Source organism: Pseudomonas paraglycinae, from assembly GCF_021601625.1.
In the GTDB taxonomy this organism is placed as follows: Bacteria; Pseudomonadota; Gammaproteobacteria; order Pseudomonadales; family Pseudomonadaceae; genus Aquipseudomonas; species Aquipseudomonas paraglycinae.
In genome coordinates, this window is record NZ_BQHR01000020.1 from 87,534 (window position 1) to 110,691 (window position 23,158).

At 62.2% G+C, this 23,158-nt stretch carries 19 protein-coding genes; 12 read left to right on the top strand and 7 right to left on the bottom strand.

The features are described 5' to 3' along the window. Nucleotides 1-8 precede the first annotated feature (8 nt). On the bottom strand, nt 9-2,762 hold the full coding sequence (locus L6D82_RS24655; RefSeq protein ID WP_085745420.1) for a response regulator: 2,754 nt from the start codon (nt 2,760-2,762) through the stop codon (nt 9-11). Between the two features lie 216 nt (nt 2,763-2,978). Between L6D82_RS24655 and L6D82_RS24660 the strand changes: the two genes are divergently transcribed. The 7 genes from L6D82_RS24660 to L6D82_RS24690 all read left to right on the top strand — a co-directional run bounded on the left by L6D82_RS24660 (nt 2,979) and on the right by L6D82_RS24690 (nt 11,309). Further along, complete coding sequence (locus L6D82_RS24660; protein ID WP_127799380.1) at nt 2,979-3,701, top strand: response regulator transcription factor; 723 nt, start codon at nt 2,979-2,981, stop codon at nt 3,699-3,701. Continuing rightward, nucleotides 3,688-5,112, top strand: coding sequence for a sensor histidine kinase (locus L6D82_RS24665; protein WP_129973966.1), 1,425 nt, complete (start codon nt 3,688-3,690; stop codon nt 5,110-5,112). Before L6D82_RS24660 ends, L6D82_RS24665 begins: the two co-directional genes overlap by 14 nt. Nucleotides 5,113-5,281: 169 nt before the next feature. After that, nucleotides 5,282-6,184: a cysteine synthase CysM gene (gene cysM / locus L6D82_RS24670; RefSeq protein WP_102717793.1), complete on the top strand. Its 903-nt coding sequence runs from the start codon at nt 5,282-5,284 to the stop codon at nt 6,182-6,184. After that, a complete protein-coding gene (rlmD, locus tag L6D82_RS24675) occupies nt 6,184-7,569 on the top strand; it encodes a 23S rRNA (uracil(1939)-C(5))-methyltransferase RlmD (protein ID WP_102717792.1) in 1,386 nt (461 codons plus the stop codon). Before cysM ends, rlmD begins: the two co-directional genes overlap by 1 nt. 88 nt (nt 7,570-7,657) lie before the next feature. Further along, on the top strand, nt 7,658-9,901 hold the full coding sequence (gene relA / locus L6D82_RS24680; RefSeq protein WP_085745095.1) for a GTP diphosphokinase: 2,244 nt from the start codon (nt 7,658-7,660) through the stop codon (nt 9,899-9,901). A 5-nt stretch (nt 9,902-9,906) separates the two neighbouring features. After that, the gene (gene mazG, locus L6D82_RS24685) at nt 9,907-10,740 is read left to right on the top strand and encodes a nucleoside triphosphate pyrophosphohydrolase (RefSeq protein ID WP_085745419.1); all 834 of its coding nucleotides are present in this window, start codon (nt 9,907-9,909) and stop codon (nt 10,738-10,740) included. 26 nt (nt 10,741-10,766) lie between these two features. Continuing rightward, the gene (locus L6D82_RS24690; RefSeq protein WP_011335479.1) at nt 10,767-11,309 is read left to right on the top strand and encodes a DUF2058 domain-containing protein; all 543 of its coding nucleotides are present in this window, start codon (nt 10,767-10,769) and stop codon (nt 11,307-11,309) included. 89 nt (nt 11,310-11,398) lie between these two features. Here the strand turns inward: L6D82_RS24690 and L6D82_RS24695 are convergent, their stop codons facing one another. From L6D82_RS24695 to L6D82_RS24720, 6 genes are all read right to left on the bottom strand, one after another. Beyond that, a complete protein-coding gene (locus L6D82_RS24695; protein ID WP_007957795.1) occupies nt 11,399-11,587 on the bottom strand; it encodes a hypothetical protein in 189 nt (62 codons plus the stop codon). A gap of 276 nt (nt 11,588-11,863) precedes the next feature. Continuing rightward, complete coding sequence (gene fabB, locus L6D82_RS24700; protein WP_007957797.1) at nt 11,864-13,084, bottom strand: beta-ketoacyl-ACP synthase I; 1,221 nt, start codon at nt 13,082-13,084, stop codon at nt 11,864-11,866. 11 nt (nt 13,085-13,095) lie between these two features. Beyond that, nucleotides 13,096-13,611: a 3-hydroxyacyl-[acyl-carrier-protein] dehydratase FabA gene (gene fabA, locus L6D82_RS24705; protein WP_003227150.1), complete on the bottom strand. Its 516-nt coding sequence runs from the start codon at nt 13,609-13,611 to the stop codon at nt 13,096-13,098. Nucleotides 13,612-13,858: 247 nt separating this feature from the next. Next, on the bottom strand, nt 13,859-15,760 hold the full coding sequence (locus L6D82_RS24710; RefSeq protein ID WP_236191836.1) for an ATP-binding protein: 1,902 nt from the start codon (nt 15,758-15,760) through the stop codon (nt 13,859-13,861). After that, nucleotides 15,757-16,689, bottom strand: coding sequence for an ABC transporter substrate-binding protein (locus L6D82_RS24715; RefSeq protein WP_236191837.1), 933 nt, complete (start codon nt 16,687-16,689; stop codon nt 15,757-15,759). Before L6D82_RS24715 ends, L6D82_RS24710 begins: the two co-directional genes overlap by 4 nt. Next, a complete protein-coding gene (locus tag L6D82_RS24720; RefSeq protein ID WP_236191838.1) occupies nt 16,690-18,813 on the bottom strand; it encodes a TonB-dependent receptor plug domain-containing protein in 2,124 nt (707 codons plus the stop codon). It abuts the gene before it with no gap. Between the two features lie 196 nt (nt 18,814-19,009). Here L6D82_RS24720 and L6D82_RS24725 point away from each other — a divergent pair, with 196 nt between their 5' ends. From L6D82_RS24725 to L6D82_RS24745, 5 genes are all read left to right on the top strand, one after another. Next, nucleotides 19,010-20,035 carry an NAD(P)H-dependent glycerol-3-phosphate dehydrogenase gene (locus L6D82_RS24725; protein ID WP_236191839.1) on the top strand — a complete coding sequence of 342 codons (1,026 nt, stop codon included), beginning with the start codon at nt 19,010-19,012 and terminating at the stop codon, nt 20,033-20,035. 18 nt (nt 20,036-20,053) lie between these two features. Next, on the top strand, nt 20,054-20,401 hold the full coding sequence (locus L6D82_RS24730) for a DUF4389 domain-containing protein (RefSeq protein ID WP_102717787.1): 348 nt from the start codon (nt 20,054-20,056) through the stop codon (nt 20,399-20,401). Next, nucleotides 20,398-20,850 (top strand): phosphohistidine phosphatase SixA, encoded by a 453-nt coding sequence (gene sixA, locus L6D82_RS24735; RefSeq protein ID WP_007957806.1) that lies wholly within the window; start codon nt 20,398-20,400, stop codon nt 20,848-20,850. The genes L6D82_RS24730 and sixA overlap by 4 nt, the downstream gene beginning before the upstream one ends. 81 nt (nt 20,851-20,931) lie before the next feature. Continuing rightward, complete coding sequence (locus tag L6D82_RS24740; RefSeq protein ID WP_236191840.1) at nt 20,932-22,587, top strand: AMP-binding protein; 1,656 nt, start codon at nt 20,932-20,934, stop codon at nt 22,585-22,587. 31 nt (nt 22,588-22,618) lie between these two features. Then, complete coding sequence (locus L6D82_RS24745; RefSeq protein ID WP_102688130.1) at nt 22,619-23,062, top strand: hotdog fold thioesterase; 444 nt, start codon at nt 22,619-22,621, stop codon at nt 23,060-23,062. Nucleotides 23,063-23,158: the final 96 nt, after the last annotated feature.

Genomic DNA, 23,158 nt, shown 5'->3' on the forward strand with positions numbered 1-23,158 from the left:
GCCGTGGATCAGGCGCTGATCTTCGCCTGGGCCGCCAGGCGATTGATTGCCCGCTCCAGCTCGTCCAGCGCAGTCGATGCCTTGGGGTCCTGCTGCTTGAGCAGGGTTTCGCTGCGCTGGCAGGCGGCGCGCAATTGCGGCACACCGCAGTAACGGGTGGCGCCGTGCAGACGGTGCACCCGTTCGAGCAGACTGTTCTGATCCTGACTGTCGCGGGCGGTGCGGATGGCTTCGCGGTCGGCCTCGAGCGAAGCCAGCAGCATCGCCAGCATGTCCGCCGCCAGATCCGCCTTGCCGGCAGCCAGGCGCAAACCTTCTTCGTGATCGAGAATTGGCAATTCCTGATTGCCCAGCAGGCTTTCGCCGCCACGGTCCGGCGCCTGATTGCGCAACGCCAGGCCCGTCCACTTCAGCACGACTTGCGCCAGTTGCCGCTCGCTGATCGGCTTGGTCAGGTAGTCGTCCATGCCGCTTTGCAGCAGCGCGCGTTTTTCATTGGCCATGGCGTGGGCGGTGAGGGCGACGATCGGCAGCGGCGTGCAATGCCGCTCGCTTTCCCACTGGCGGATGGTTTCGGTGCTCTGGCGTCCGTCCATGCCGGGCATCTGCACGTCCATCAGCACCAGATCGAAGGTTTCGTTCTGCACCGCCTTGACCGCGGCGTAACCGCTTTCCACGGCCAGCACCTTGGCGCCCATGTCTTCGAGCAGCGTCTGCACCAGCAACAGGTTGGCCGGGTTGTCGTCGACGCACAGCACTTTCGGCGCGCGGCTCGACAACGGCTCGCCCGGTTCGCTGCGCGGCTGGCGCGGGTTGACCATGTCCGACAAGGCCCGGCGCAGTTTGCGGGTGCAGGCCGGTTTCGATTGCAGCTGGCTGTGAGGGTTGGGCACCGAAAGGTGATACAGCGTCAGTTCGGTGGTCGGGCACAACACCAGCACTCGGCAACCAAGGTGCTCAAGGTCCCAGATGTGCTGGTTGAGGCGCTCCGGCGGCATATCGTTACTGGTGATGCCGAGCACCGCCAGATCGATCGCCTGATCGGTCTGATGGGCGCCGGTAACGCCATTGGTCAGGCTTTCCAGGGTATTGAACGGCGTGACATCGAGGCCGCAGTCTTCCAGTTGATGCTGCAGGGCCTGACGCGCCAGTTCGTGGTTTTCCAGCACCGCCACCCGGCGCCCGAGCAACGGCGCGCAGGGCAGGTCTTCGGCGTCGTCGCGGGTCTTGGGCAGGTTCAGGCTGATCCAGAATTCCGAACCTTCGCCCGGCGTGCTGTCGACCCCGATCTCGCCGCCCATCTGCTCGATCAGGCGCTTGGAAATCACCAGCCCCAGACCGGTGCCGCCGGGTTGGCGCGACAGCGAGTTGTCAGCCTGGCTGAAGGCCTGGAACAACGCGCGCACGTCCTCGTTCGACAAACCGATGCCGGTGTCCTGAATGCTGATGCGCAACTGCACGCTGTCGTCGTTTTCTTCTTCGAGCATGGCGCGGGCGACGATGGTGCCTTCGCGGGTGAACTTGATCGCGTTGCTCACCAGATTCGTCAGGATCTGCTTGAGGCGCAGCGGATCGCCGACCAGCGACAGCGGCGTGTCGCGGTACACCAGACTCACCAGTTCCAGCTGCTTGGCGTGGGCAGCGGGGGCGAGGATGGTCAGGGTGTCCTGCAACAGGTCGCGCAGGTTGAACGGAATATGGTCGAGCACCAGTTTGCCGGCCTCGATCTTCGAGAAATCGAGGATCTCGTTGATGATCCCCAGCAGGCTGTCGGCGGATTTTTCGATGGTGCCCAGGTAGTCGAGCTGGCGCGGGGTCAGCTCGCTTTTCTGCAACAGGTGGGTGAAACCGAGAATGCCGTTGAGCGGTGTACGGATCTCGTGGCTCATGTTGGCGAGGAATTCGGATTTGATCCGGCTCGCTTCCAGCGCTTCCTTGCGGGCCAGGTCCAGCTCGATGTTCTGGATCTCGATGGTTTCCAGGTTCTGGCGCACGTCTTCGGTGGCCTGATCGACGCTGTGCTGCAATTCTTCGCGGGCGTTTTGCAGGGTGCCGGCCATGCGGTTGATGCCGGACGCCAGTTCATCCAGCTCCTGACTGCCCAATGGCGGCAGACGGGTTTCCAGGTGACCGTCCTTGAGCTGCGCGACGGCCTGTTTGATCTGGCTCAGCGGGCGGTTGATCGTGCGGCCCATGCGCAAGGCCAGCAAGGCGGCGCCGGCCAGACCCGCGCCGATCAGCAGCAGGCTGGCGAACAGGCTTCGATAGCCGCGCAACAGCATGCCGTTGTGCGACAGCTCCAGTTCGACCCAGCCGAGCAGGCGGTCGGACTCTTGCGGGATCAGTTCGCCGGCGAGGTTGCGGTGTTTACCGAAAACCGGCAGCAGATAGCGCGTGGCGTCGTTGCCGCTGCGTCGCAGCAAATGCGCGCTGTCGCCGCTGGGCGCCTGATTGAGCATGGTCGGGCCGGCGTGGGCGAGTGGCGAGCGGTCGGGCGCGAGGAAGGTCACGGCGCGCACGTCCGGTTGTTCGAGAGACTGGGTGGCGATGCGCTCGAGCAGTTCGGCATCGCCGTGGCCCATGGCCGGTGCTACCAGCGGGGCCAGTTGCTCGGCGATCATTTCGCCGCGCTGCATCAATTGGGCTTGCAGGTCGGACTGCTGCGTCCAGGTGAAATACCCGCCCAGCACCAGTGCCATCAGGCTGGTCGGCAACAGGGTCAGCAGCAACACGCGACCTTTGATTCCCAGTTTCTTGAGCACGCCTTTCTCCTGCATCCCGCTGATCGTTGACTCACACGTGCGTCCGGCACGCGGTATCGGCGCAGTGTAGCGATTTGCTTGCGGGCAATCTTGGGAAAAATGATGTCGTGGTTGTTCACTCGCAGGCCGGTCATCTGTCCGACAGGTCAAGCTTGGGTTGCCGGGCGCCGGGCAATCTTGAATAATCGCCCAACTGAGAATTATTTGCAGATAGTCATGACTCCTGTCTCTATTGGCCAACCCCGCATTCTTTCCATCGAAGACGATCCCGTCCTCGGTGCCTATGTCCATGAACAACTGGGTCGCAGCGGCTTCCAGGTTACCTGGTGCCAGAACGGCAGCGAAGGCCTGAGCATTGCCCGGCGCCAGCCGTTCGATGTGGTGCTGATGGACATTCTGTTGCCGGGGCTGGACGGTCTGAACGTCCTGACCCAACTGCGTCAGAGCCATTCCACGCCGGTGCTGCTGATGTCAGCCCTCGGTGCCGAAGCCGACCGTATCAGCGGGTTTCGCCTCGGCGCAGACGACTATCTGCCCAAGCCCTTCAGCATGGCCGAGCTGCATGTGCGGATCGAAGCGATCCTGCGCCGGGTCGCCCTAGACCGTCGTCCGGCGGCCATCGCCCCGGTGGTGCCGGTCGGCGGGCTGCGTTTCGACGACGAGCAGTGCGACGTGTTCTACCTCGACCAGCCCGCCGGCCTGACCCGCAGCGAATACCGCCTGCTGGAAACCCTCAACCGCAACGACGAGGAAGTGCTGAGCAAGGCCTTCCTTTATCAGCACGTTCTTCAGCGCGGTTATGCGGCCCACGACCGCAGCCTCGACATGCACATCAGCCAGATCCGCCGCAAACTCAAGTCGGTCGGCTACACCGAGCGTGAAGTGCGCACGGTGTGGGGCAAGGGTTACGTCCTGAGTGCCGTCGATGAAAGTGTCTGACCTGCCGGGCCGGCACTCGCTGTTCTGGAAACTCGCCTGCCTGCTGGTGGCGTTCTGTCTGCTGATGATCTGGTTGAGCTGGTCTTGGGGCCGGTACATGGAACAGCGCAACCAGTTCCTCTCCGACGACGCCCGCCGCACGCTGAGCCGTTATGCCGCCGAGGCCGAACGCGCCTGGCAGCAGGGCGAGCGCGATGGCATTGATAGCTGGTTGCAAAGCATGGAGCTGCGCGAAGCCGGCTGGGTCGGCGTGATCGGTGGCAACCTGCAGTCGCTGGGCAGCCAGCCGTTGAGCACTCAAGAGCTTCAGCACCTGACTTTCCTGCGAGGCCTTGACTGGCCGATTCACAAAAAGGGCCGGCCGTGGCTGCGGGTCCCGTTCCCCACTGACCCGACTGCCGGCAGTCTGGTGATCGAGTTGCCCGAGCGATTCCTGCCGGGGAAATACCGGGTGTTCTGGCGCGTCATCACCAACGGTGTGATTCCCGGTCTGTTCACCTTGCTGCTGTGCGTCGGCCTGTATCGCCTGCTGGTGGTGCCGCTGAACAATCTTCGCGAGCAGGCCAATGCCTGGCGCGCCGATCAATTGAATGTGCGGTTGTCGAGCGGCATCACCCAGCGCCCCGATGAGCTCGGTGAACTGGCCCGCGCCTTCGACTCGATGTCCGAACGCCTGCAATCCACCGTCGCCCTGCAACAGCAGCTGCTGCGCGATTTGTCCCACGAACTGCGTACGCCTCTGAGCCGGTTGCGGGTCGCCAGCGAAAGCGAGCAGCAACTGCAACCGTTGCGCGAGCGCATCGGTCGCGAAGTCGACGTGATGCAGCGGTTGGTGGAAGACACCCTGCAACTGGCCTGGCTCGACACCGAACGCGCACCGTTGCCGGACGAAGCGATTCAGATTCAGGCGCTATGGGAAATGCTCACCGAAAACGCCTGCTACGAAAGTTGCTGCCCGATCAGGCAGTTGCAGTGCGGGGTTGAAGCTTCCTGCTGGGTGCGCGGCAATCTCAACACCCTGGCCCAGGCTCTGGAAAACATCCTGCGCAATGCGATTCGCCATTCGCCACCGGGAGGCATCGTGCGGCTCGATGGTCGGCGAGATGGCGATTACTGGCACCTGTGGCTGGAGGACGAGGGCGGCGGCGTGGACGAGGCGGATCTGGAACGGATCTTCTCGCCCTTCATTCGCCTCGACGGCTCGCGGCCGGGGGACGGTGGATTTGGTCTGGGACTGAGCATCGCGAGGAACGCGGTGCAACGCCAGGGCGGAACCCTGTGGGCCGAGAACGGCCCGTCGGGATTGCGACTGAATCTGCGGTTGGTGGCGGATGACAGTGCTGTCAGTCCCGACGTCTTCGCTGGCAAGCCAGCTCCCACCGTGGACATGAGCCGCCCGCAGATAGTTTGAGCTGCACAAGAAAGTGTCAGCGCTGCTGACACTATTTAAAAGTCGCACCACTGGCGCGACTTTTATTGCTTATTCCAAGAAACCATAAGCACCACACTTTGCGTGATATGGCCTGCGCAGGTTTGCCGGTATGATAGGCGCCCCCGCTGTCCGGATTGCGAAAAACGCCATGACCTTGCAGTACCCAACCATCGCCGATTGCGTCGGCAACACGCCGCTGGTGCGTTTGCAGCGCCTGCCCGGTGTCACCAGCAACACCCTTTTGCTCAAGCTCGAAGGGAACAACCCGGCGGGTTCGGTCAAGGATCGTCCGGCGTTGTCGATGATTACTCGCGCCGAGTTGCGCGGGCAGATCCACGAAGGCGATACGCTGATCGAAGCGACCTCGGGCAACACCGGGATCGCCCTGGCGATGGCCGCCGCGATCAAGGGTTACAAGATGATCCTGATCATGCCGGACAACTCCAGTGCCGAACGTAAAGCGGCGATGACCGCGTACGGCGCGCAGCTGATTCTGGTCAGCCAGGAAGAGGGCATGGAAGGCGCTCGCGATCTCGCCCAGCGGATGGAAGCCGAAGGCCGTGGCAAGGTGCTGGATCAGTTCGCCAACGGCGACAATCCTGAAGCGCACTACACCACCACCGGCCCGGAAATCTGGCGTCAGACCCAGGGCTCCATCACTCATTTCGTCAGCTCCATGGGCACCACCGGCACCATCATGGGCGTGTCGCGCTACCTCAAGGAGCAGAACGACAAGGTGCAGATCGTCGGCCTGCAACCGATGGAAGGCTCGGCCATTCCCGGCATCCGCCGCTGGCCGCAGGAATACCTGCCGAAGATCTATCAGGCCGAGCGTGTCGACCGCATCGTCGACATGGCGCAAAGTGAAGCCGAAGACGTCACTCGTCGTCTGGCCCGCGAAGAAGGCATCTTCTGTGGCGTGTCCTCGGGCGGTGCGGTGGCAGCGATGCTGCGCCTGTCCAAAGAAGTTGAAAACGCGGTGATCGTTGCGATCATCTGCGACCGTGGCGACCGTTACCTGTCGACCGGCATTTTCGACGCGCCCAACTGATGGCCAAGCACGAGAGAGGCCTGCGCTTCCAGCCCACCGGCGGCAGCAAGGCCCCGCAAATTCCGACCGGCAAAAAGCAGCGTTTGAGCATCGAGCGCCTGGCCAATGACGGTCGCGGCATCGCGTTTTTTGAAGGCAAAACCTGGTTCGTCCTCGGCGCCCTCGCGGGTGAAGAGGTCGAAGCGCGGGTGCTTGGCGCCCACGGCAAAGTGGTCGAGGCGCGCACCGAGCGCGTATTCACCGCCAGTGAATTGCGCCGTCCCGCACCTTGCCAGCACGCCGGCCGTTGCGGCGGTTGCAGCGTTCAGCATCTGCCCCACAACGAACAGCTTGCCCTGAAACAGCGCATGCTCGCCGAGCAGTTGTCGCGAGTTGCCGGTGCCGAACCCGAGGAGTGGGCGGCGCCGTTGACCGGTCCAGAATTCGGCTACCGTCGCCGCGCCCGGATCGCCGTACGCTTGGACAGCAAGGCCAAAAAGCTTGAAGTCGGTTTCCGTGCCGCCGGCAGTCAGGACATCGTCGCGATCAGCGAATGCCCGGTGCTGGTACAGCCCTTGCAGCCGATCATGACCCGCTTGCCGGAGATGCTTCGTCGCTTGAGCAAACCTCAGGCGCTGGGGCATGTCGAATTGTTCAGTGGCTCGTCACTCGCCGTTCTGCTGCGTCACATGGCGCCGCTGTCCGAGGCCGACCTGACGATCCTCAAGGATTTCTGCGCGTTCCATGAAGCGCAACTCTGGCTGCATGGCGAAGGCGAGCCGCAGCCGGTGGATGATGCACTGTCGCTCGGCTATCGCCTGGAACAATGGGATCTGCAACTGGCCTACCGGCCGGGGGATTTCATTCAGGTCAACGCCGGGGTCAACGAGGCCATGGTTGCGCAAGCGCTGGACTGGTTGAAACCGACGAGCGATGAGCGCGTGCTCGACCTGTTTTGCGGTCTGGGCAACTTCGCCCTGCCGCTGGCGAAAGCCGCGCGTGAAGTGGTGGCGGTCGAAGGCGTGCAGACCATGGTCGATCGCGCGGCGGCCAATGCCGCTAGCAACAATTTGCATAACACAAAGTTTTTTCAGGCCGATTTATCCCAGCCTTTGACCGATGCCCAGTGGATCGGAAACGGCTTTTCTGCGGTACTCTTGGACCCACCGCGCGACGGTGCTTTCGAGGTGGTGCGCAAGCTGGCGACCCTGGGCGCCAAACGGTTGGTGTACGTGTCGTGCAACCCTGCAACTCTGGCGCGCGATACGGTCGAATTGATCAAGCAGGGCTACCGGTTAAAACGTGCCGGGATTCTCGATATGTTTCCTCAGACGGCACATGTCGAGGCCATGGCGTTATTTGAAGCGAGCCAGGATGGCTCGTCTGATCCGACTGGTCGTCCGTAGCGCTCGCATTGGCCCCGCGAGCGCGAACGGGCATTGACGGTCAGTGATTTGACGCATTGAATCTGCGTCGTAGGGAAGGTAAAGCAAGATGGTACAGGTGAGAGCACACCAGCCGATCAACACTGACGGCAGTATCAATCTCGAGGCTTGGCTCGATCATGCGGTCAGTGTCGATCTGGCACTGGATCGCGAAGCCTTGAAAGAGGCCTGCGAGTACGCTCGCCAGGCCGAGCAACAATCCAATGCGGCGAAGAATCTCTGGTCCGAAGGCAGCGGCAGTTTCAGCACGGGCCTCGAGATCGCCGAGATCCTCGCCGACCTCAAGCTCGATCAGGATTCGCTGGTGGCTGCGGTTCTCTATCGCGGCGTGCGCGAAGGCCAGATCGAACTCGCGGCGGTCAGCCAGCGCTTCGGCCCGGTGGTCGCCAAGCTGATCGACGGCGTGCTGCGCATGGCGGCGATCAGTGCCAGCCTCAGCCCTCGCCAGTCGATGGTCCTCGGCACCCAGGGCCAGGTGGAAAACCTGCGCAAGATGCTGGTGGCGATGGTCGACGACGTGCGTGTCGCGCTGATCAAGCTCGCCGAACGCACCTGCGCGATCCGTGCGGTGAAAACCGCCGACGACGAAAAACGTAACCGGGTCGCCCGGGAAGTATTCGATATCTATGCGCCGCTCGCGCATCGACTCGGCATCGGTCATATCAAATGGGAACTGGAGGACTTGTCCTTCCGTTACCTGGAACCCGATCAATACAAACAGATTGCCAAGCTGCTGCACGAGCGGCGGCTCGACCGCGAGCGTTTCATCGCCGACGTGATGACCCAGCTCAAGGACGAATTGCAGGCCACCGGCGTCGAAGCCGACATCAGCGGCCGGGCCAAACACATCTATTCGATCTGGCGCAAAATGCAGCGCAAGGGTCTGGAATTCAGCCAGATCTACGACGTGCGTGCGGTGCGCGTGCTGGTGCCGGAAATGCGCGACTGCTACACCGCGCTCGGCATCGTCCACACCCTGTGGCGGCACATCCCGAAAGAGTTCGACGACTACATCGCCAACCCGAAAGAGAACGGCTACCGCTCGTTGCACACGGCGGTGATCGGCCCGGAAGGCAAGGTGCTGGAGGTCCAGATCCGGACCCATTCGATGCACGAAGAGGCCGAGCTCGGCGTCTGCGCGCACTGGCGCTACAAGGGCACCGACGTCAAGTCCGGCTCGAACCACTACGAAGAGAAAATCTCCTGGCTGCGTCAGGTCCTCGAGTGGCACGAAGAGCTGGGCGACATCGGTGGTCTCGCCGAACAGCTGCGGGTCGATATCGAGCCGGACCGGGTCTACATCTTCACCCCGGACGGTCACGCCATCGACTTGCCGAAGGGCGCGACACCGCTGGACTTCGCCTACCGCGTGCACACCGAAATCGGGCACAACTGCCGTGGCGCGAAGATCAACGGGCGCATCGTTCCGCTCAACTACAGCCTGCAGACCGGCGAGCAGGTCGAGATCATCACCAGCAAGCACGGCACGCCGAGCCGTGACTGGCTGAACCCGAACCTCGGTTACGTCACCACGTCCCGGGCGCGGGCGAAGATCGTGCACTGGTTCAAGTTGCAGGCGCGCGATCAGAACGTCGCGGCGGGCAAGACCCTGCTCGAACGCGAACTCAGTCGCCTCGGCCTGCCGGCGGTGGATTTCGACAAGCTGGCCGACAAGGCCAACATGAAAACCGCCGAGGACATGTTCGCCGCCCTTGGCGCCGGCGACCTGCGTCTGGCGCAACTGGTGAATCTGGCGCAACAACTGGTCGAGCCGGAACGCGGCAACGAACAGCTGGAACTGATTCCGCGCAAGGCGACCGGCTACAAACCGGGCAAGCGCGGCGACATCCAGATCCAGGGTGTCGGCAACCTGATGACCCAGATGGCCGGCTGCTGCCAGCCGTTGCCGGGCGATGCGATCGTCGGCTACATCACCCAGGGCCGTGGCGTGAGCATTCACCGTCAGGACTGCGCCTCGGTGCTGCAACTGGCCGGGCGGGAGCCGGAGCGGATCATTCAGGTCAGCTGGGGCCCGGTGCCGGTGCTCACCTATCCGGTGGACATCGTCATCCGCGCCTACGACCGTTCCGGTCTGCTGCGTGACGTTTCGCAGGTGCTGCTCAACGAGCGGATCAACGTGCTGGCGGTCAACACCCGCTCGAACAAGGAGGACAACACCGCGCTGATGTCCCTGACCATCGAGATTCCGGGTCTGGACGCGCTGGGGCGGTTGCTGGGGCGGATTTCCCAGTTGCCGAACATCATCGAAACGCGGCGTAACCGGACTCCATGAAACCGATCTACAGCCTTGAAGACCTGCTGCACCTGATGAACCGTCTGCGCGACCCGCAGTACGGTTGCCCGTGGGACATCAAGCAGACTTACGCGACCATCGTCCCGCACACCCTTGAAGAGGCCTACGAAGTCGCCGACGCCATCGAGCGCGGCGACTTCGACCACCTGCAGGGCGAGTTGGGCGATCTGCTGTTTCAGGTGGTGTATTACAGCCAGCTGGCACGGGAGGAGGGGCGGTTCGAATTCGCCGGCGTGGTCGACAGCATCACCCGCAAGCTGATCCGTCGCCATCCGCATGTGTTTCCCACCGGTGATCTGTATGCGCCGCTGGATGTGCCGCGCCTGAACGAAGAGCAGGTCAAACAGCGCTGGGAGGAGATCAAGGCCGAAGAGCGCGCCGAGAAATCCGCCGAGCCGCAGCAACTGTCACTGCTCGACGATGTGCCGGCTGCATTGCCGGCCCTGTCCCGCTCGGCCAAGTTGCAGAAGCGCGCCGGGCAGGTCGGTTTTGACTGGCCGGATGCCTTGCCGGTGCTGGACAAGGTCCGTGAAGAGCTCGATGAAGTACTCGAAGCCATGTCCGAAAATGACCCGCAAGCGGTGGCCGACGAGATTGGTGACCTGCTGTTTTCCGTGGTCAATCTGGCCCGGCACCTGAAGGTCGATCCGGAAAGCGCGTTGCGTGGCGCCAACGCCAAGTTCGAGCGACGTTTCCGTTTTATCGAACAGGCATTGCGCGACACCCACCGACCCATGGAAGATTGCACCCTCGAAGAGTTGGACGCCCTGTGGGGCGAAGCCAAACGTCAGGAAAAGAATTCGCCCAGCTGTGGCTGAGCCGTTGCCCAAGTGAGTAAGCATCAATGAGCCTTTCCCTTCGCGACCAGTTGCTCAAGGCAGGACTGGTCAACCAAAAGCAGGCCAAGCAGGTCAGCAAAGACAAACAGAAACAACAGCGCCTGGCCCACAAAGGCCAGATCGAACTGGACGACTCCCAGCAGCGTGCTGCCCAGGAAGCCATGGCCGAGAAGGTCAAGCGCGACCAGGAGCTGAACCGCCAGCAGCAGGAGAAGGCGGAAGCCAAGGCCCGCGCCGCGCAGGTCAAGCAGTTGATCGAGGTCTCGCGTCTGCCGAAGCTGACGACCGAGGACTACTACAACTTCGTCGACGACAAGAAGGTCAAGCGCATCTCGGTCAACACGCTGATGCGCAACAAGCTCAGCAGCGGCTCGCTGGCGATCGTGCACCATGCCGGCGGTTACGAAGTGATTCCTCGTGAGGCGGCCCTGAAGATTCAGGAGCGCGATCCACAGCGCATCGTGCAGCTCAACGAGAAGGTCGAAGAGGTCAATGCCGAGGACGATCCGTACGCGGCCTATGTGATCCCTGATGATCTGATGTGGTAAAGATTTCACCGGGCCGCAAAGTGGCCCTGAGATAAACGACAAACCCCGCTCATGGCGGGGTTTGTCGTTTTCAATGCTGTGATTTTGCTTCAGGCGGATTTCAGATCCCGCTGGCGTTCTTGCAGTTCCAGTTCGGCCTTGTAGTTGTGGGCGTCGATCTCGTTGTGGAACATGCCGACCAGCAAGTCTTGTTGATGCACATCCCAGATCCGTACGCCGGCGGCTACGCCTTCATGGGACATGTGTGAATCGTCGCGTTCAGTTACTTTTACAGTCATCTGCTAGCTCCAATCTCTGTTATCTGCAGCAAGGCGTGTGCAGGACTCTTTTATAGATTTTGTTAGCCTGCTAAGTAAACGCCCGATTTGTGCAATGTATTCTTGCGAAATCTGCAACAGCGCTGGAGCCCGCTGAATCCGCGACATTCAGTCGCAGGGCGGTAAGTTGCATGACAAACGTTTCATCTTGGCGCCGCTGAAAATGCCTTTCTCCAGGCGAAAAAAAACGCCCCGAACCAGTCGGGGCGTTTTCATGTGCGGCTCAGCGGGAGGGAATTACTTGCCTTCCCAGCGCTTCAGCACGAGGGTGGCGTTGGTGCCACCGAAGCCGAAGCTGTTGCTCATCACGGTGTTGATGGTGGCGTTCTCGCGGGTCTTGGTCAGCACCGGCAGATCGGCCACTTCAGGGTCCAGTTCGTCGATGTTGGCGGAACCGGCGATGAAGTTGCCTTCCATCATCAGCATGCAGTAGATCGCTTCGTGAACGCCGGCGGCGCCCAGGGAGTGACCCGACAGGCTCTTGGTGGAGCTGATGGCCGGGGCCTTGTCGCCGAACACTTCACGCACGCCTTTCATTTCCGCAACGTCGCCGACCGGAGTCGAAGTGCCGTGGGTGTTCAGGTAGTCGATCGGGGTATCGACGGTGGACAGCGCCTGCTGCATGCAGCGGATGGCGCCTTCGCCGCTTGGAGCCACCATGTCGTAGCCGTCGGAAGTTGCGCCGTAGCCAACGATTTCCGCGTAGATCTTCGCGCCACGGGCCAGAGCGTGTTCCAGCTCCTCGACCACTACCATGCCGCCACCGCCGGCGATGACGAAACCGTCACGGTCGGCGTCGTAGGCGCGGGAAGCTTGTTCCGGGGTGTCATTACGCTTGCTGGACAGGGCGCCCATCGCGTCGAACAGGAACGACTGGCTCCAGTGCTCTTCTTCACCGCCGCCGGCGAACACGATGTCCTGCTTGCCCATCTGGATCTGTTCCATGGCGGTACCGATGCAGTGAGCACTGGTGGCGCAGGCAGAAGCGATGGAGTAGTTCAGGCCCTTGATCTTGAACGGGGTGGCCAGGCAAGCCGAAACGGTGCTGCTCATGGTCCGCGTTACACGGTATGGGCCGACGCGCTTCACGCCTTTCTCGCGCAGGATGTCCAGCGCTTCCATCTGGTTCAGGGTCGACGCGCCGCCGGAACCTGCGATCAGGCCGGTACGCGGGTTGGACACCTGCTCTTCGGTCAGACCGGAGTCAGCGATGGCGTCTTTCATGGCCAGGTAGGCGTAAGCCGCTGCGTGGCCGACGAAGCGATAGATCTTGCGATCGATCAGCTCTTCAAGGTTGAGGTCGATGGAGCCGGAAACCTGGCTACGCAGACCCATTTCGGCGTATTCCGGGTTGAACCGGATGCCAGGGCGGCTTGCACGCAGGTTAGCGGAGACGGTCTCTTTGTCATTGCCCAGGCACGAAACGATGCCCAGACCAGTGATAACGACGCGGCGCATGCGAATAACCCTTAGAAGTTGTCAGTGGAGGTGAACACGCCGACGCGAAGGCCTTCGGCGGTGTAGATTTCGCGACCGTCGACAGTCACCGAACCGTCGGCAATGGCCAGGTTCAGCTTGCCCTTGAGGACGCGCTTGATATGAATGTTGTAGGTGACTTTCTTGGCGGTCGGCAGGACCTGGCCGAAGAATTTCACTTCGCCCGAACCCAGCGCACGGCCGCGGCCCGGCAGGCCTTGCCAGCCGAGGAAGAAGCCGACCAGTTGCCACATGGCGTCCAGACCCAGGCAGCCCGGCATCACCGGATCGCCTTCGAAGTGGCACGCGAAGAACCACAGGTCAGGGTTGATATCCAGCTCGGCGACCAATTCACCTTTGCCGTACTTGCCGCCTTCTTCGCTGATCAGGGTGATGCGATCCACCATCAGCATGTTCGGGGCGGGCAGTTGCGCGTTACCTGGGCCGAACAGCTCACCGCGACTGCAGCGCAGCAGGTCTTCCCGAGTAAAGGCGTTTTGTTTGGTCATGCGAGCTCCTCAATAATCCCATGCGGCAGGTGGGGCAAATCTTCCCGGCCGATCGACGCGTTCATGCCTCGAACCGGCAGCCTACTCATAGACTATTGCGTTGTGGTGAAAGTCACAGCACCAAGGACATGAATGTACACTTGTGCACTGAAATTTTTAATCAAGCCCCTTTTGAGGCTCGTTCGGGTGCCTAAGACTGCCGCACTTTCGCTTTTCACGCCAGTCGCAGATGCTCGAAAGGGCCCCGTTACTGCACCCATCGCTGCAGAATCTGCTGCAGATCATTGCGTTTGAATGGCTTGGCCAGGTAATCGTTCATCCCCGCCGACAAGCAGTTTTCCCGGTCGCCCTGCAACGCATTGGCGGTCAGGGCGATGATCGGCACATGGCCGCAGCCGGGCAGGCGGCGGATCTGTCGGGTTGCCTCGTAACCGTCAATCAGCGGCAAGCGGCAATCCATCAGGATCGCTTCGAAACGGTTGTCCCCGGCGCTGCGCACCGCCTGCACACCATCGGTGGCGACGCTGACGGTAAATCCCAGACTGCGCAACATCGCTTCGATCACCGTCTGGTTGACCGGGTTGTCCTCTACCAGCAGCACATTGCGTCCTTCGCCGTGACTGTCGCCGTTCAGTGTGCGCGGTGCTGCCAGCGCGGGCAGTGCCTGCTTATATAAAGCCAGCGGTATTTCCAGGGTGAATACCGACCCGCGACCTTCTTCGCTCTGAGCGCGCAAGGTGCCGCCCATCCGTTCGGCGAGCGTGCGGGCAATCGGCAGGCCCAGGCCGGTGCCGCCATATCGACGGGAAATCGAACTGTCGGCCTGCTGGAACGCGTTGAACATCAGCTCCAGGCTCTCCGGCGAAATGCCGATGCCACTGTCACGCACCGCGCAGGTGAACCACAGCAATTCGTGATCCAGCGACTGCCACTGCGCCTCGATGCTGACGCGCCCCTGTTCGGTGAACTTCAGCGCATTGCCGACCAGGTTGACCAGAATCTGCCGGATCCGCGTCGGATCGCCCTGTACCTGCAAGTCGCGCATGTCGTCGGGAATCCGCAGTTGCAGGGCCAGCCCGCGTTGCGCCGCGCTGTGCTGGAACGACTGGGCGCAGGCGCCGATCACTTCGGCGAGATTGAACGGAATGTGCTCGAGCTCCAGCTCCGAACGCTCGATGCGCGAGAAATCCAGAATGTCGTTGATCACCTTGAGCAAATGCTCGGTGGACTCGGAAGCCAGCGCCGCGTACTCGACCTGCTCTTCGGTCATGTCGGTGGTTTCCAGCAATTGCAGCATGCCCAGCACGCCGTTCATCGGGGTGCGCAGTTCATGGCTCATCATCGCCAGGAAATCCGATTTGGCGTTGTTGGCCTTCTCCGCCTCTTCGCGGGTCTGGATCAGTTGCGCCATCGCCTGATGCTGTTCGCGGCTGGCCTGCTCCAGCGCCTGGGCCAGGTTGTTGATGTGCTGGGACAGGGCGCCCAGCTCGGTGTCATCGACAATCGGCAGCGGGGTCTTGTAGTCGCCGTCCTGAATCGCCTTGACCGCATTGCCGATGTCGCGAATCGGCTGCGACAGGCTGCCGGCCAGCCGCCGCGCCAGCACAAACGTGAAGAGCAGGGCGAACAACGCCAGAATCCCGGCCTTGAGCAAAATTTCCTGTTGGCGCTGACTGAAGGCGTCATTCGACAGCCCGACGATCACCCGCCCCAGATAATCCTCGCTGGCCACGCCGGGATTGCTCTTGCCGTCCTGAAAGAAATCGTTGTGCAGGGCAATGCGTTGCAGCCGCACCGGCGCCTGGAACACCTCGACCTGATGCGGACGATTGTGCGCATCCGCCGGCTGTTCGACGTAGGCCAGAATCCGGTTGGCGCTGTCCTGCACTTCCAGAAACCGCACGTTCGGCGTGGCCAGCGTGGCTTTGAGCAGGCTTTCCAGCACTTCGTTGTTGCCGGAAATCACCCCGTACTCGGTGGCCGGTGCGAGTTGGTTGGCGATCAACTGGCCGGTGTGGTTCAACTCCTGACGCAAATCCTGAATGCGCACGAAGGTGAAAAAGCTGATCAGCAGCAAGGTCAGCAACAGCGCAGGGCCCAGGCTGATCAACTGGGTGCGGGTGTTGATGTCCCAACGGCGGAAAATCATGGGCGGCGCTCTCCTTCGGCCAGTTCTGCGGCGACAGACGCTTCATTCATCGGTTCTATCCCTAAGGAACGAGCCACCTGCGCATTACTTGAGACTTTAAAACGCCCGGGATAGAGCGTGCGCGGCCAGGTGGTCGGTGGCCGGTCGAGCAATTCGTCGAGAACGGCCAGCCAGTCGTTCTGATCGCTGTAGGTACTGGCCAGGCTGCCGGCGCGAACGAACGAGACATTCGGCCCGACCAGCGCCAGTTGCCGAGAGTAACTGCTGAGCAACAGGTTCTTCGCGGTTTTCGGGTTGTACAGGTCTGGGTCGTCGAGGCCCAGCAGCACGTCGCTGTTTTTCAGCACGGTCTGCAGGGGGCGGCTGTCGTGAGTGTTGTCCCAGCGTTGGGGGACGATTTGCAGATTCAGCGGCTGGGCGGCCGATTGCAGCTCCTTGAGCAGGAACTCGCTGTGTTGATCGAACAGCACGCCGACTCGCCCGGCCTGGGGCAGGATCCGGCGGATCAGTTGCAACTGACGGCTCAGCGGCGGATCGGCCCACAGCAGGCTCAAGTGGGGTGGTTGCGCGTCGCCGAAGCGTTGCCGGGCTTGCAGGCGGCTGATGCGCAGGACCAACGTCGCCGGGCCTTGGCTTTCCTGCATGCGCCAGTCGAGACTCGGGAGATCCAGCAGGATCAGGCGCAGGCTCGACGGCAACTTGCCCGGCGCCGGCAAACTGGCCAGCGGCTGGAAATGCACGCGGTCGGTCGGGCGCAGTTCGCTCAGGGCCTGAACGAAGGACTGCACGCCGGGGCTTTCCTCGGCGCCGGTCAGCAAAATGTCGGCCGCCTGCACCGCCACGCCATGCAGCCACGCTGTCAGGAACAGACAAAGCCCGGCCAGCCATTGGCCGAGTGTTGGCATCTTCCGTGACATGGCGTAGCGCATCTAGAACTCCAGCTCGGCGCTGAAATACACCACGCGGCGTTCGTCGTAATTGTTGTCGACGAAGGTGGTCGGCTCATGGTCGAGGCGTTGTTGCAGCACGCCGGCCAGTTGCAGTTGGGCCTTGCCCAAGGCGATGCGTTTGGCGATGCGCGTGTCGACCCGCTCGAAGCGGTAACCGTTGAGCGCGTTGTCACCGTAATAGAAGAGGGCGCTGTTCCAGCCGTGGCCCCAATCGCGCAGCCAGCCCGCCGAGCCGCTGTTGCGCGCGGTGAATTGCTGGTCCAGTGGGTTGCTCGCCTCGGCGTCGACGAAGGCGTAGGTCAGGCGCAGGCGGTCGGCCGCACTCAGGCGCCAGTCCAGTTGCGTCTCGGTGCCGCGAAAGCGCGAATCGTTGGCGTTGCTGGCAATGTATTGATTGTTGCGCAGCGGCTCGCTGATCATCCCGGTGATTTCGTCGTAGAACAGCTTCACATCCAGCGCCAGGCCCCATTCCGGGAAAAAGCCGTTGTAGCCCAGTTCCCGCGAGCGCATGTGTTCCTGGTCCAGATCGCCGGGGCCCCGGGTCTTGACGAAGTAGCGGGCCGAAGACTGGCCATAGGCGGCGGGCCGCAGGTTGGTCACCTGATAACTCCAGTTGACGTTGTTCTCGAACATGTCCGGCGAACGGATGGCTTCCGAATACACCGCGCGCAGGCTGTGGCGCGGATTGAACAGGTAGTTGACCGCAAACCGGGGCGTCAGCGAGCTGCCGATCAATTGCGTGTCTTCGAACATGGCGCCGCCCTGCAACAGCCAGTGTTCGCTGGCGCGCCATTCCAGCTGGCCGAAGGCGCGCCAGGTGGTGTCGTCCAGCGTGCCGTTGAAATAGGTCTCGGAATCGGCACGGTCGTAACGATAGTTCAGGCCGCTGACCAGACGCAGGCTATCGGACAGGCTGAGGGTGTCCTGCAACTCCAGGTCGTAGCGCGATTCCCGGGCACTCTGGTCGATGTCGCCGCACAGGGTCTGGCGCGCGCCGTTGCGCCACTGATCCAGCACCTGATTGGCCAGGGCCATTTCCTGCGGCGTGCCGGCGGGTGCGCCGGGGCCGGTGAACAGGGTCATGTTGCGGGCCAGGCGTTCGGTGTAGTTCGGGTTGAGTTGCCACAGCTCCGTGAGCTGCGGGCTGAACGACACCTCGGCGTCACAGGCGCGCCAGGTTTGCTGGCGATCCCAGTGTTGTGCCGAGCCCTGCACATAAAGACTGTGATCGGGGTTGAGGTCCAGATTCCAGCGCACCGAACCGGCGTAGTCCTTGGCAACCACGTCGGAATTGTTCCCGGCAGCCGTAATCCCGGAGAACACCGGTCGGTAGGTGTAAGGCCGTTGATTGGTCCCGTCCTTGGCGTTGATCTGCCAGTCGAGGCTCTGGTTGTCGCTCAGGGTCTGGCTGACGGCGAGGCTGAAGCGATTCAAGCGGCGGTTGTCGCGGTAATCGGCGCCGGTACGGTCGCTGTCGAAGCCGTCGTCTTCCTGGCCGGACAGCGACAGACGCAGGTCGCCGCCATTCCAGCCGGTGCTCTGGCTGGCATAGAAGTCGTTGATGCCGCGTTGGCCGCGCGTCAGCTTCAGCCGCGTGCCGTGGCTGTCCGCCGGGTTACGGGTGATGATGTTAACCACTGCCATCAGCGCGTTGGCGCCGTAGCTGACGGTGTTCGGGCCGCGAAAGACTTCGATGCGCTCAATGTCTTCCATCGCCACCGGGATGTCGCTCCAGTCCACGGTCGCCAGACCGGCGCGGTACACCGAACGGCCGTCGATCAACACTTGCATGCGTCGGGCTTCAGTGGCGTTGGTCCCGTGGTAGTTCACCGCCGCCTGATTGCCGCTGATGTTGCCGACCATCATCCCCGGCACCAGCCGCAACAGTTCGCTGATGTCCCGGGCACCGCTGGCGGCGATCAGTTCGCTGTCCAGTACGGTCATGCTGCCCGGGACTTCCGCCGGCGACTGTTTCAGGCGCGTGGCGGTCAGGATCTGCGGCAAGGCCTCACTGTCGACAAACAGGTCGTCCGCCAGCAGCACCGGGCTGAACAGCAGCGCCAGCAGCAGGGACGAACGCGGGGAAGGGGGGCCAGAAAACACGACGCAGCCTTGATAGCAAAGAATTGGCGCGCATGTTAACCGAGCTCGACGACTTTTCCAGTCACGTTACAGGCATTTTCCTCGGTTTTATTGGTCTTCTTCCTACATGTGCGGGTAATTGACGCCGGGGCTGTCCGAGAAGGGGACGCTCCGTATAATGCCGGCATCGCCACTGGTATGGATTAACGGATTACATATGACTGAACAGCGCCCGATTGCGGTCCTGGGAGGCGGAAGTTTCGGTACCGCCGTGGCCAATCTGTTGGCCGAGAACGGCCATCAAGTCCGGCAGTGGATGCGTGACCCCGAACAGGCCGAGGCCATCCGGATCAATCGCGAGAACCCGCGTTACCTCAAAGGCATCAAGATTCTGCCGGGCGTGACCGCGGTCACCGACCTGCAGGAAACCCTCGACGCCTGCGATTTGTGTTTCGTCGCGTTGCCGTCCAGCGCGCTGCGCACGGTTTTGGCGCCTCATGCCGAGCGCCTGAGCGGCAAGATGCTGGTCAGCCTGACTAAGGGCATCGAAGCCCACACCTTCAAACTGATGAGCCAGATTCTCGAAGAGATCGCCCCGCAGGCACGTATCGGCGTGCTGTCCGGGCCGAACCTTGCGCGGGAAATCGCCGAGCACGCGCTGACTGCCACCGTGGTTGCCAGTGAAGACGAAGAACTCTGCAAAGCCGTGCAGGCCGCGTTGCATGGCCGCACTTTCCGCGTCTACGCCAGCGCCGACCGTTTCGGCGTGGAATTGGGCGGCGCACTGAAAAACGTCTACGCGATCATCGCCGGCATGGCGGTGGCGCTGGAAATGGGCGAGAACACCAAGAGCATGCTGATCACCCGCGCCCTGGCCGAGATGACCCGGTTTGCGGTGAATCAGGGGGCCAACCCTATGACCTTCCTCGGTCTGGCCGGGGTCGGCGATCTGATCGTCACCTGCTCGTCGCCGAAAAGCCGCAACTACCAGGTCGGTTTCGCCCTTGGTCAGGGCTTGAGCCTCGACGAAGCGGTGTCGCGCCTGGGTGAGGTGGCCGAAGGGGTCAATACCCTGAAAGTGCTCAAGGCCAAGGCTCAGGAGGTTGGCGTCTACATGCCGCTGGTCGCCGGACTGCATGCAATCCTCTTCGAAGGGCGCACGCTTGAGCAGGTGATCGGTCTGCTGATGCGCGCCGAGCCGAAAACCGATGTCGACTTTATTTCCACCAGTGGTTTCAACTGATTCAGCAGGGAGCAGGCCATGAACGATCCGAAAACCGAAGCCAAATATGAATCCATCCTCCTGCGGGTGTTGTGGATGATTGTTTACATCCTGGTCTGGCAGGTGGCGCAGTTCATCCTCGGCGCGGTGGTGCTGGTGCAGTTGATCTATCGTTTGATCTATGGCGCCCCGAGCGCCAGCCTGATGAATTTCGGCGACAGCCTGAGCCAGTTTCTGGCGCAGATCGGCCGTTTCGGCAGCTTCCACAGCGACCAGAAACCCTGGCCGTTCGCCGACTGGCCGGCGCCGCGTACGCCGGAAGGTGAAGCGCCACACGTTGTTGCGCCGGCACCGCATCCGGCCCGGGATGAGGAACCCAAGCTATGAAACTCTGGGTATTGCGTCACGGTGAGGCCGAGCCTTATGGCTCGCGCCCCGACTCCGAGCGGGAACTGACCGCTCACGGTCGCAAGGAAGTGTTGAGCAGCGCGGCCCGTTTGATGGGCCAGCCGCTGACCGCCATCTACGCCAGCCCGTACCTGCGGGCGCAGCAGACGGCACAACTGGTGCGCGAAGCCCTCGGCTTCGAGCCGGAGATCCGCACGGTCGAGTGGCTGACCCCGGAAGTTGATCCGGACCGCGTGGCCGAGCAACTGGTGTCGGTGAGCAACGTGCTGCTGGTCAGCCACAATCCGCTGGTGGGCAATCTGCTCAGCTACCTGCAACACGGTGCGGGCTACCCACCGGAAAAGGTCAGTACCGCCGGGCTGGCCGAGCTTGAACACAGCGAGTTGCTGATCGGTTCGATGACGCTCAACAGCCTTAAACATCCCTGAAATTTTTTGTACGAAATAGTCAACCAAGCACTTGCTTGGTTGACTACGCTTGCTCCAGACCAAAAAACAGGAGCGAGTCGAATGTCTTCCGCCTTCCGTTTGCCGCTGGACGTGTTTTACGAACGCGAGGCCCGGCACCCGCGTCAGCGTTTTCTGGTGCAGCCGATCGGCGGCGGGCAGGTCGAGACGCTGACCTGGGCCGACGTCGGCCATCAGGCCCGCTGCGCCGCGCACTGGTTGCGCTCCCGGGAATTGCCGCAAGGCAGCCACATCGCCCTGATCTCGAAAAACTGCGCGCACTGGATCATCGCCGACCTGGCAATCTGGATGGCCGGACACGTTTCGGTGCCGCTCTATCCGAACCTCACTGCCGAATCCGTGAATCAGGTGCTTACTCACTCGGAAAGCGTGCTGGCGTTCATCGGCAAGCTCGATGACTGGCCGGGCATGTCGCCGGGTGTACCGGCTGGCCTGACCACCGTCAGCCTGCCGCTGCATCCGTCGGGTACGTTCGATTTCAACTGGGACGATGTGCAGCGCAGTTCGCCGATCCAGGACGATCCGCGTCCCGCCGCCGAGCAACTGGCGACGATCATTTACACCTCCGGCACCACCGGCCTGCCCAAGGGCGTGATGCACAGCTTCGCCAATCTCGGGTTCGCGACGACGCGCGGCACGCAACTGTTCGGTCTCAATGAGAACGACCGGCTGCTGTCGTATCTGCCGCTGTGTCATGTGGCCGAGCGGATGTTCGTCGAACTGGCGTCGATCTATACCGGGCAGACGGTGTTTTTCGCCGAGAGCCTCGACACCTTCCTCGACGATCTCAAGCGGGCGCGGCCGACGGCGATGTTCGGTGTGCCGCGGATCTGGACCAAATTCCAGATGGGCGTCTACAGCAAGATCCCGGCGAAACGCCTGGATTTCCTCCTCGGTCTGCCCTTTATCGGCAAACGCATCGGCCACAAGGTATTGGCCGGATTGGGGCTGGATGCGTTGCGCGTGGCGCTGTCCGGCGCGGCGCCGGTGCCGCTGACCTTGTTGCGCTGGTATCAGAAACTCGGGCTCGACGTGCTGGAGGTCTACGGCATGACCGAAAGCTGCGGGTATTCGCACATCTGCCTGCCGGGGCAATACAAGGAAGGCTGGATCGGCCGGCCATGCCCCGACGTGGAAGTGCGGATCGACGAGTCCGGCGAAGTGCAGGTGCGCAGCCAGGCGAACATGCTCGGCTATTTCAAGGAACCGCAGAAAACCGCCGAGACCCTCACCGAAGACGGCTTCCTGCGCACCGGCGACAAGGGCGAACAGGACGCCGAAGGGCGCTTGCGCCTGACCGGGCGGCTCAAGGAAATCTTCAAGACCAGCAAGGGCAAGTACGTCGCCCCGGCGCCGATCGAAAACCGGCTGGCGGTGCATTCGCGGATCGAACAAGTCTGCGTGGTCGGCGATGGCCTGAGTGCGCCGCTGGGGTTGTGCGTGCTCTCGGCGGTGGGCCGGGAAGAGCCCCGCGCGCCGCTGCATTCGAGCCTGGAAAAACTGCTGGAGGAGGTCAACGCCGTGCTCGACAAGCACGAGCGCCTGCGTCGGCTGGTAGTGGTCAAGGACAGCTGGGCGGTGGAGAACGGCTTCCTCACGCCGACCCTGAAGATCAAACGCAACATCATCGAAGACACCTACGGAGCACGTTTCGAAGAATGGAGCGAGCGCAGCGAGGCGGTGCTGTGGCAGGATTGAGCGTCGATCAAAACAACAAAGGAAGCCTGCGATGACCTTGTGGCGCACCACTCCGAACATCGAGCAGTTGAACGCAATCCAGAAAAACACCATCGGCGAAGTGCTGGACATCCGCTTCGAGTCCTTCGACGAAGAATCGCTGACGGCCAGCATGGTCATCGACCATCGCACCCATCAGCCTTACGGCCTGCTGCACGGCGGCGCCTCGGTGGTGCTGGCCGAGAGCGTCGGCTCGATGGCCAGTTACCTGTGCATCGACGCCAGCAAGTTCTATTGCGTGGGCCTGGAAATCAACGCCAACCACTTGCGCGGCCTGCGCAGCGGACGGGTGACGGCGGTGGCCAAACCGATTCACATCGGCCGCACCACCCACGTCTGGGACATCCGTCTGACCAGCGATGAAGGCAAGGCCAGTTGCGTGTCGCGCCTGACCATGGCGGTTGTTCCACTTGGGGAACAACCGCCGGCGCGTTGATGGCCGAAGCGTCATAGCCCTGACCGGACTGTCATCATTCCTGGCAGTTACGGTCATTGCTGAAGGACGCGGTCTTACGGACAATCAACGCCTGTT

What these genes read in the sequence shown, in the direction of transcription:
- L6D82_RS24660 (WP_127799380.1), top strand. Translation starts at nt 2,979, where the DNA reads ATGACTCCTGTCTCTATTGGCCAACCCCGCATTCTTTCCATCGAAGAC.
- L6D82_RS24665 (WP_129973966.1), top strand. Translation starts at nt 3,688, where the DNA reads ATGAAAGTGTCTGACCTGCCGGGCCGGCACTCGCTGTTCTGGAAACTC.
- cysM (WP_102717793.1), top strand. Translation starts at nt 5,282, where the DNA reads ATGACCTTGCAGTACCCAACCATCGCCGATTGCGTCGGCAACACGCCG.
- rlmD (WP_102717792.1), top strand. Translation starts at nt 6,184, where the DNA reads ATGGCCAAGCACGAGAGAGGCCTGCGCTTCCAGCCCACCGGCGGCAGC.
- relA (WP_085745095.1), top strand. Translation starts at nt 7,658, where the DNA reads ATGGTACAGGTGAGAGCACACCAGCCGATCAACACTGACGGCAGTATC.
- L6D82_RS24690 (WP_011335479.1), top strand. Translation starts at nt 10,767, where the DNA reads ATGAGCCTTTCCCTTCGCGACCAGTTGCTCAAGGCAGGACTGGTCAAC.
- L6D82_RS24695 (WP_007957795.1), bottom strand. Translation starts at nt 11,587, where the DNA reads ATGACTGTAAAAGTAACTGAACGCGACGATTCACACATGTCCCATGAA.
- fabB (WP_007957797.1), bottom strand. Translation starts at nt 13,084, where the DNA reads ATGCGCCGCGTCGTTATCACTGGTCTGGGCATCGTTTCGTGCCTGGGC.
- fabA (WP_003227150.1), bottom strand. Translation starts at nt 13,611, where the DNA reads ATGACCAAACAAAACGCCTTTACTCGGGAAGACCTGCTGCGCTGCAGT.
- L6D82_RS24710 (WP_236191836.1), bottom strand. Translation starts at nt 15,760, where the DNA reads ATGATTTTCCGCCGTTGGGACATCAACACCCGCACCCAGTTGATCAGC.
- L6D82_RS24715 (WP_236191837.1), bottom strand. Translation starts at nt 16,689, where the DNA reads ATGCGCTACGCCATGTCACGGAAGATGCCAACACTCGGCCAATGGCTG.
- L6D82_RS24725 (WP_236191839.1), top strand. Translation starts at nt 19,010, where the DNA reads ATGACTGAACAGCGCCCGATTGCGGTCCTGGGAGGCGGAAGTTTCGGT.
- L6D82_RS24730 (WP_102717787.1), top strand. Translation starts at nt 20,054, where the DNA reads ATGAACGATCCGAAAACCGAAGCCAAATATGAATCCATCCTCCTGCGG.
- sixA (WP_007957806.1), top strand. Translation starts at nt 20,398, where the DNA reads ATGAAACTCTGGGTATTGCGTCACGGTGAGGCCGAGCCTTATGGCTCG.
- L6D82_RS24740 (WP_236191840.1), top strand. Translation starts at nt 20,932, where the DNA reads ATGTCTTCCGCCTTCCGTTTGCCGCTGGACGTGTTTTACGAACGCGAG.
- L6D82_RS24745 (WP_102688130.1), top strand. Translation starts at nt 22,619, where the DNA reads ATGACCTTGTGGCGCACCACTCCGAACATCGAGCAGTTGAACGCAATC.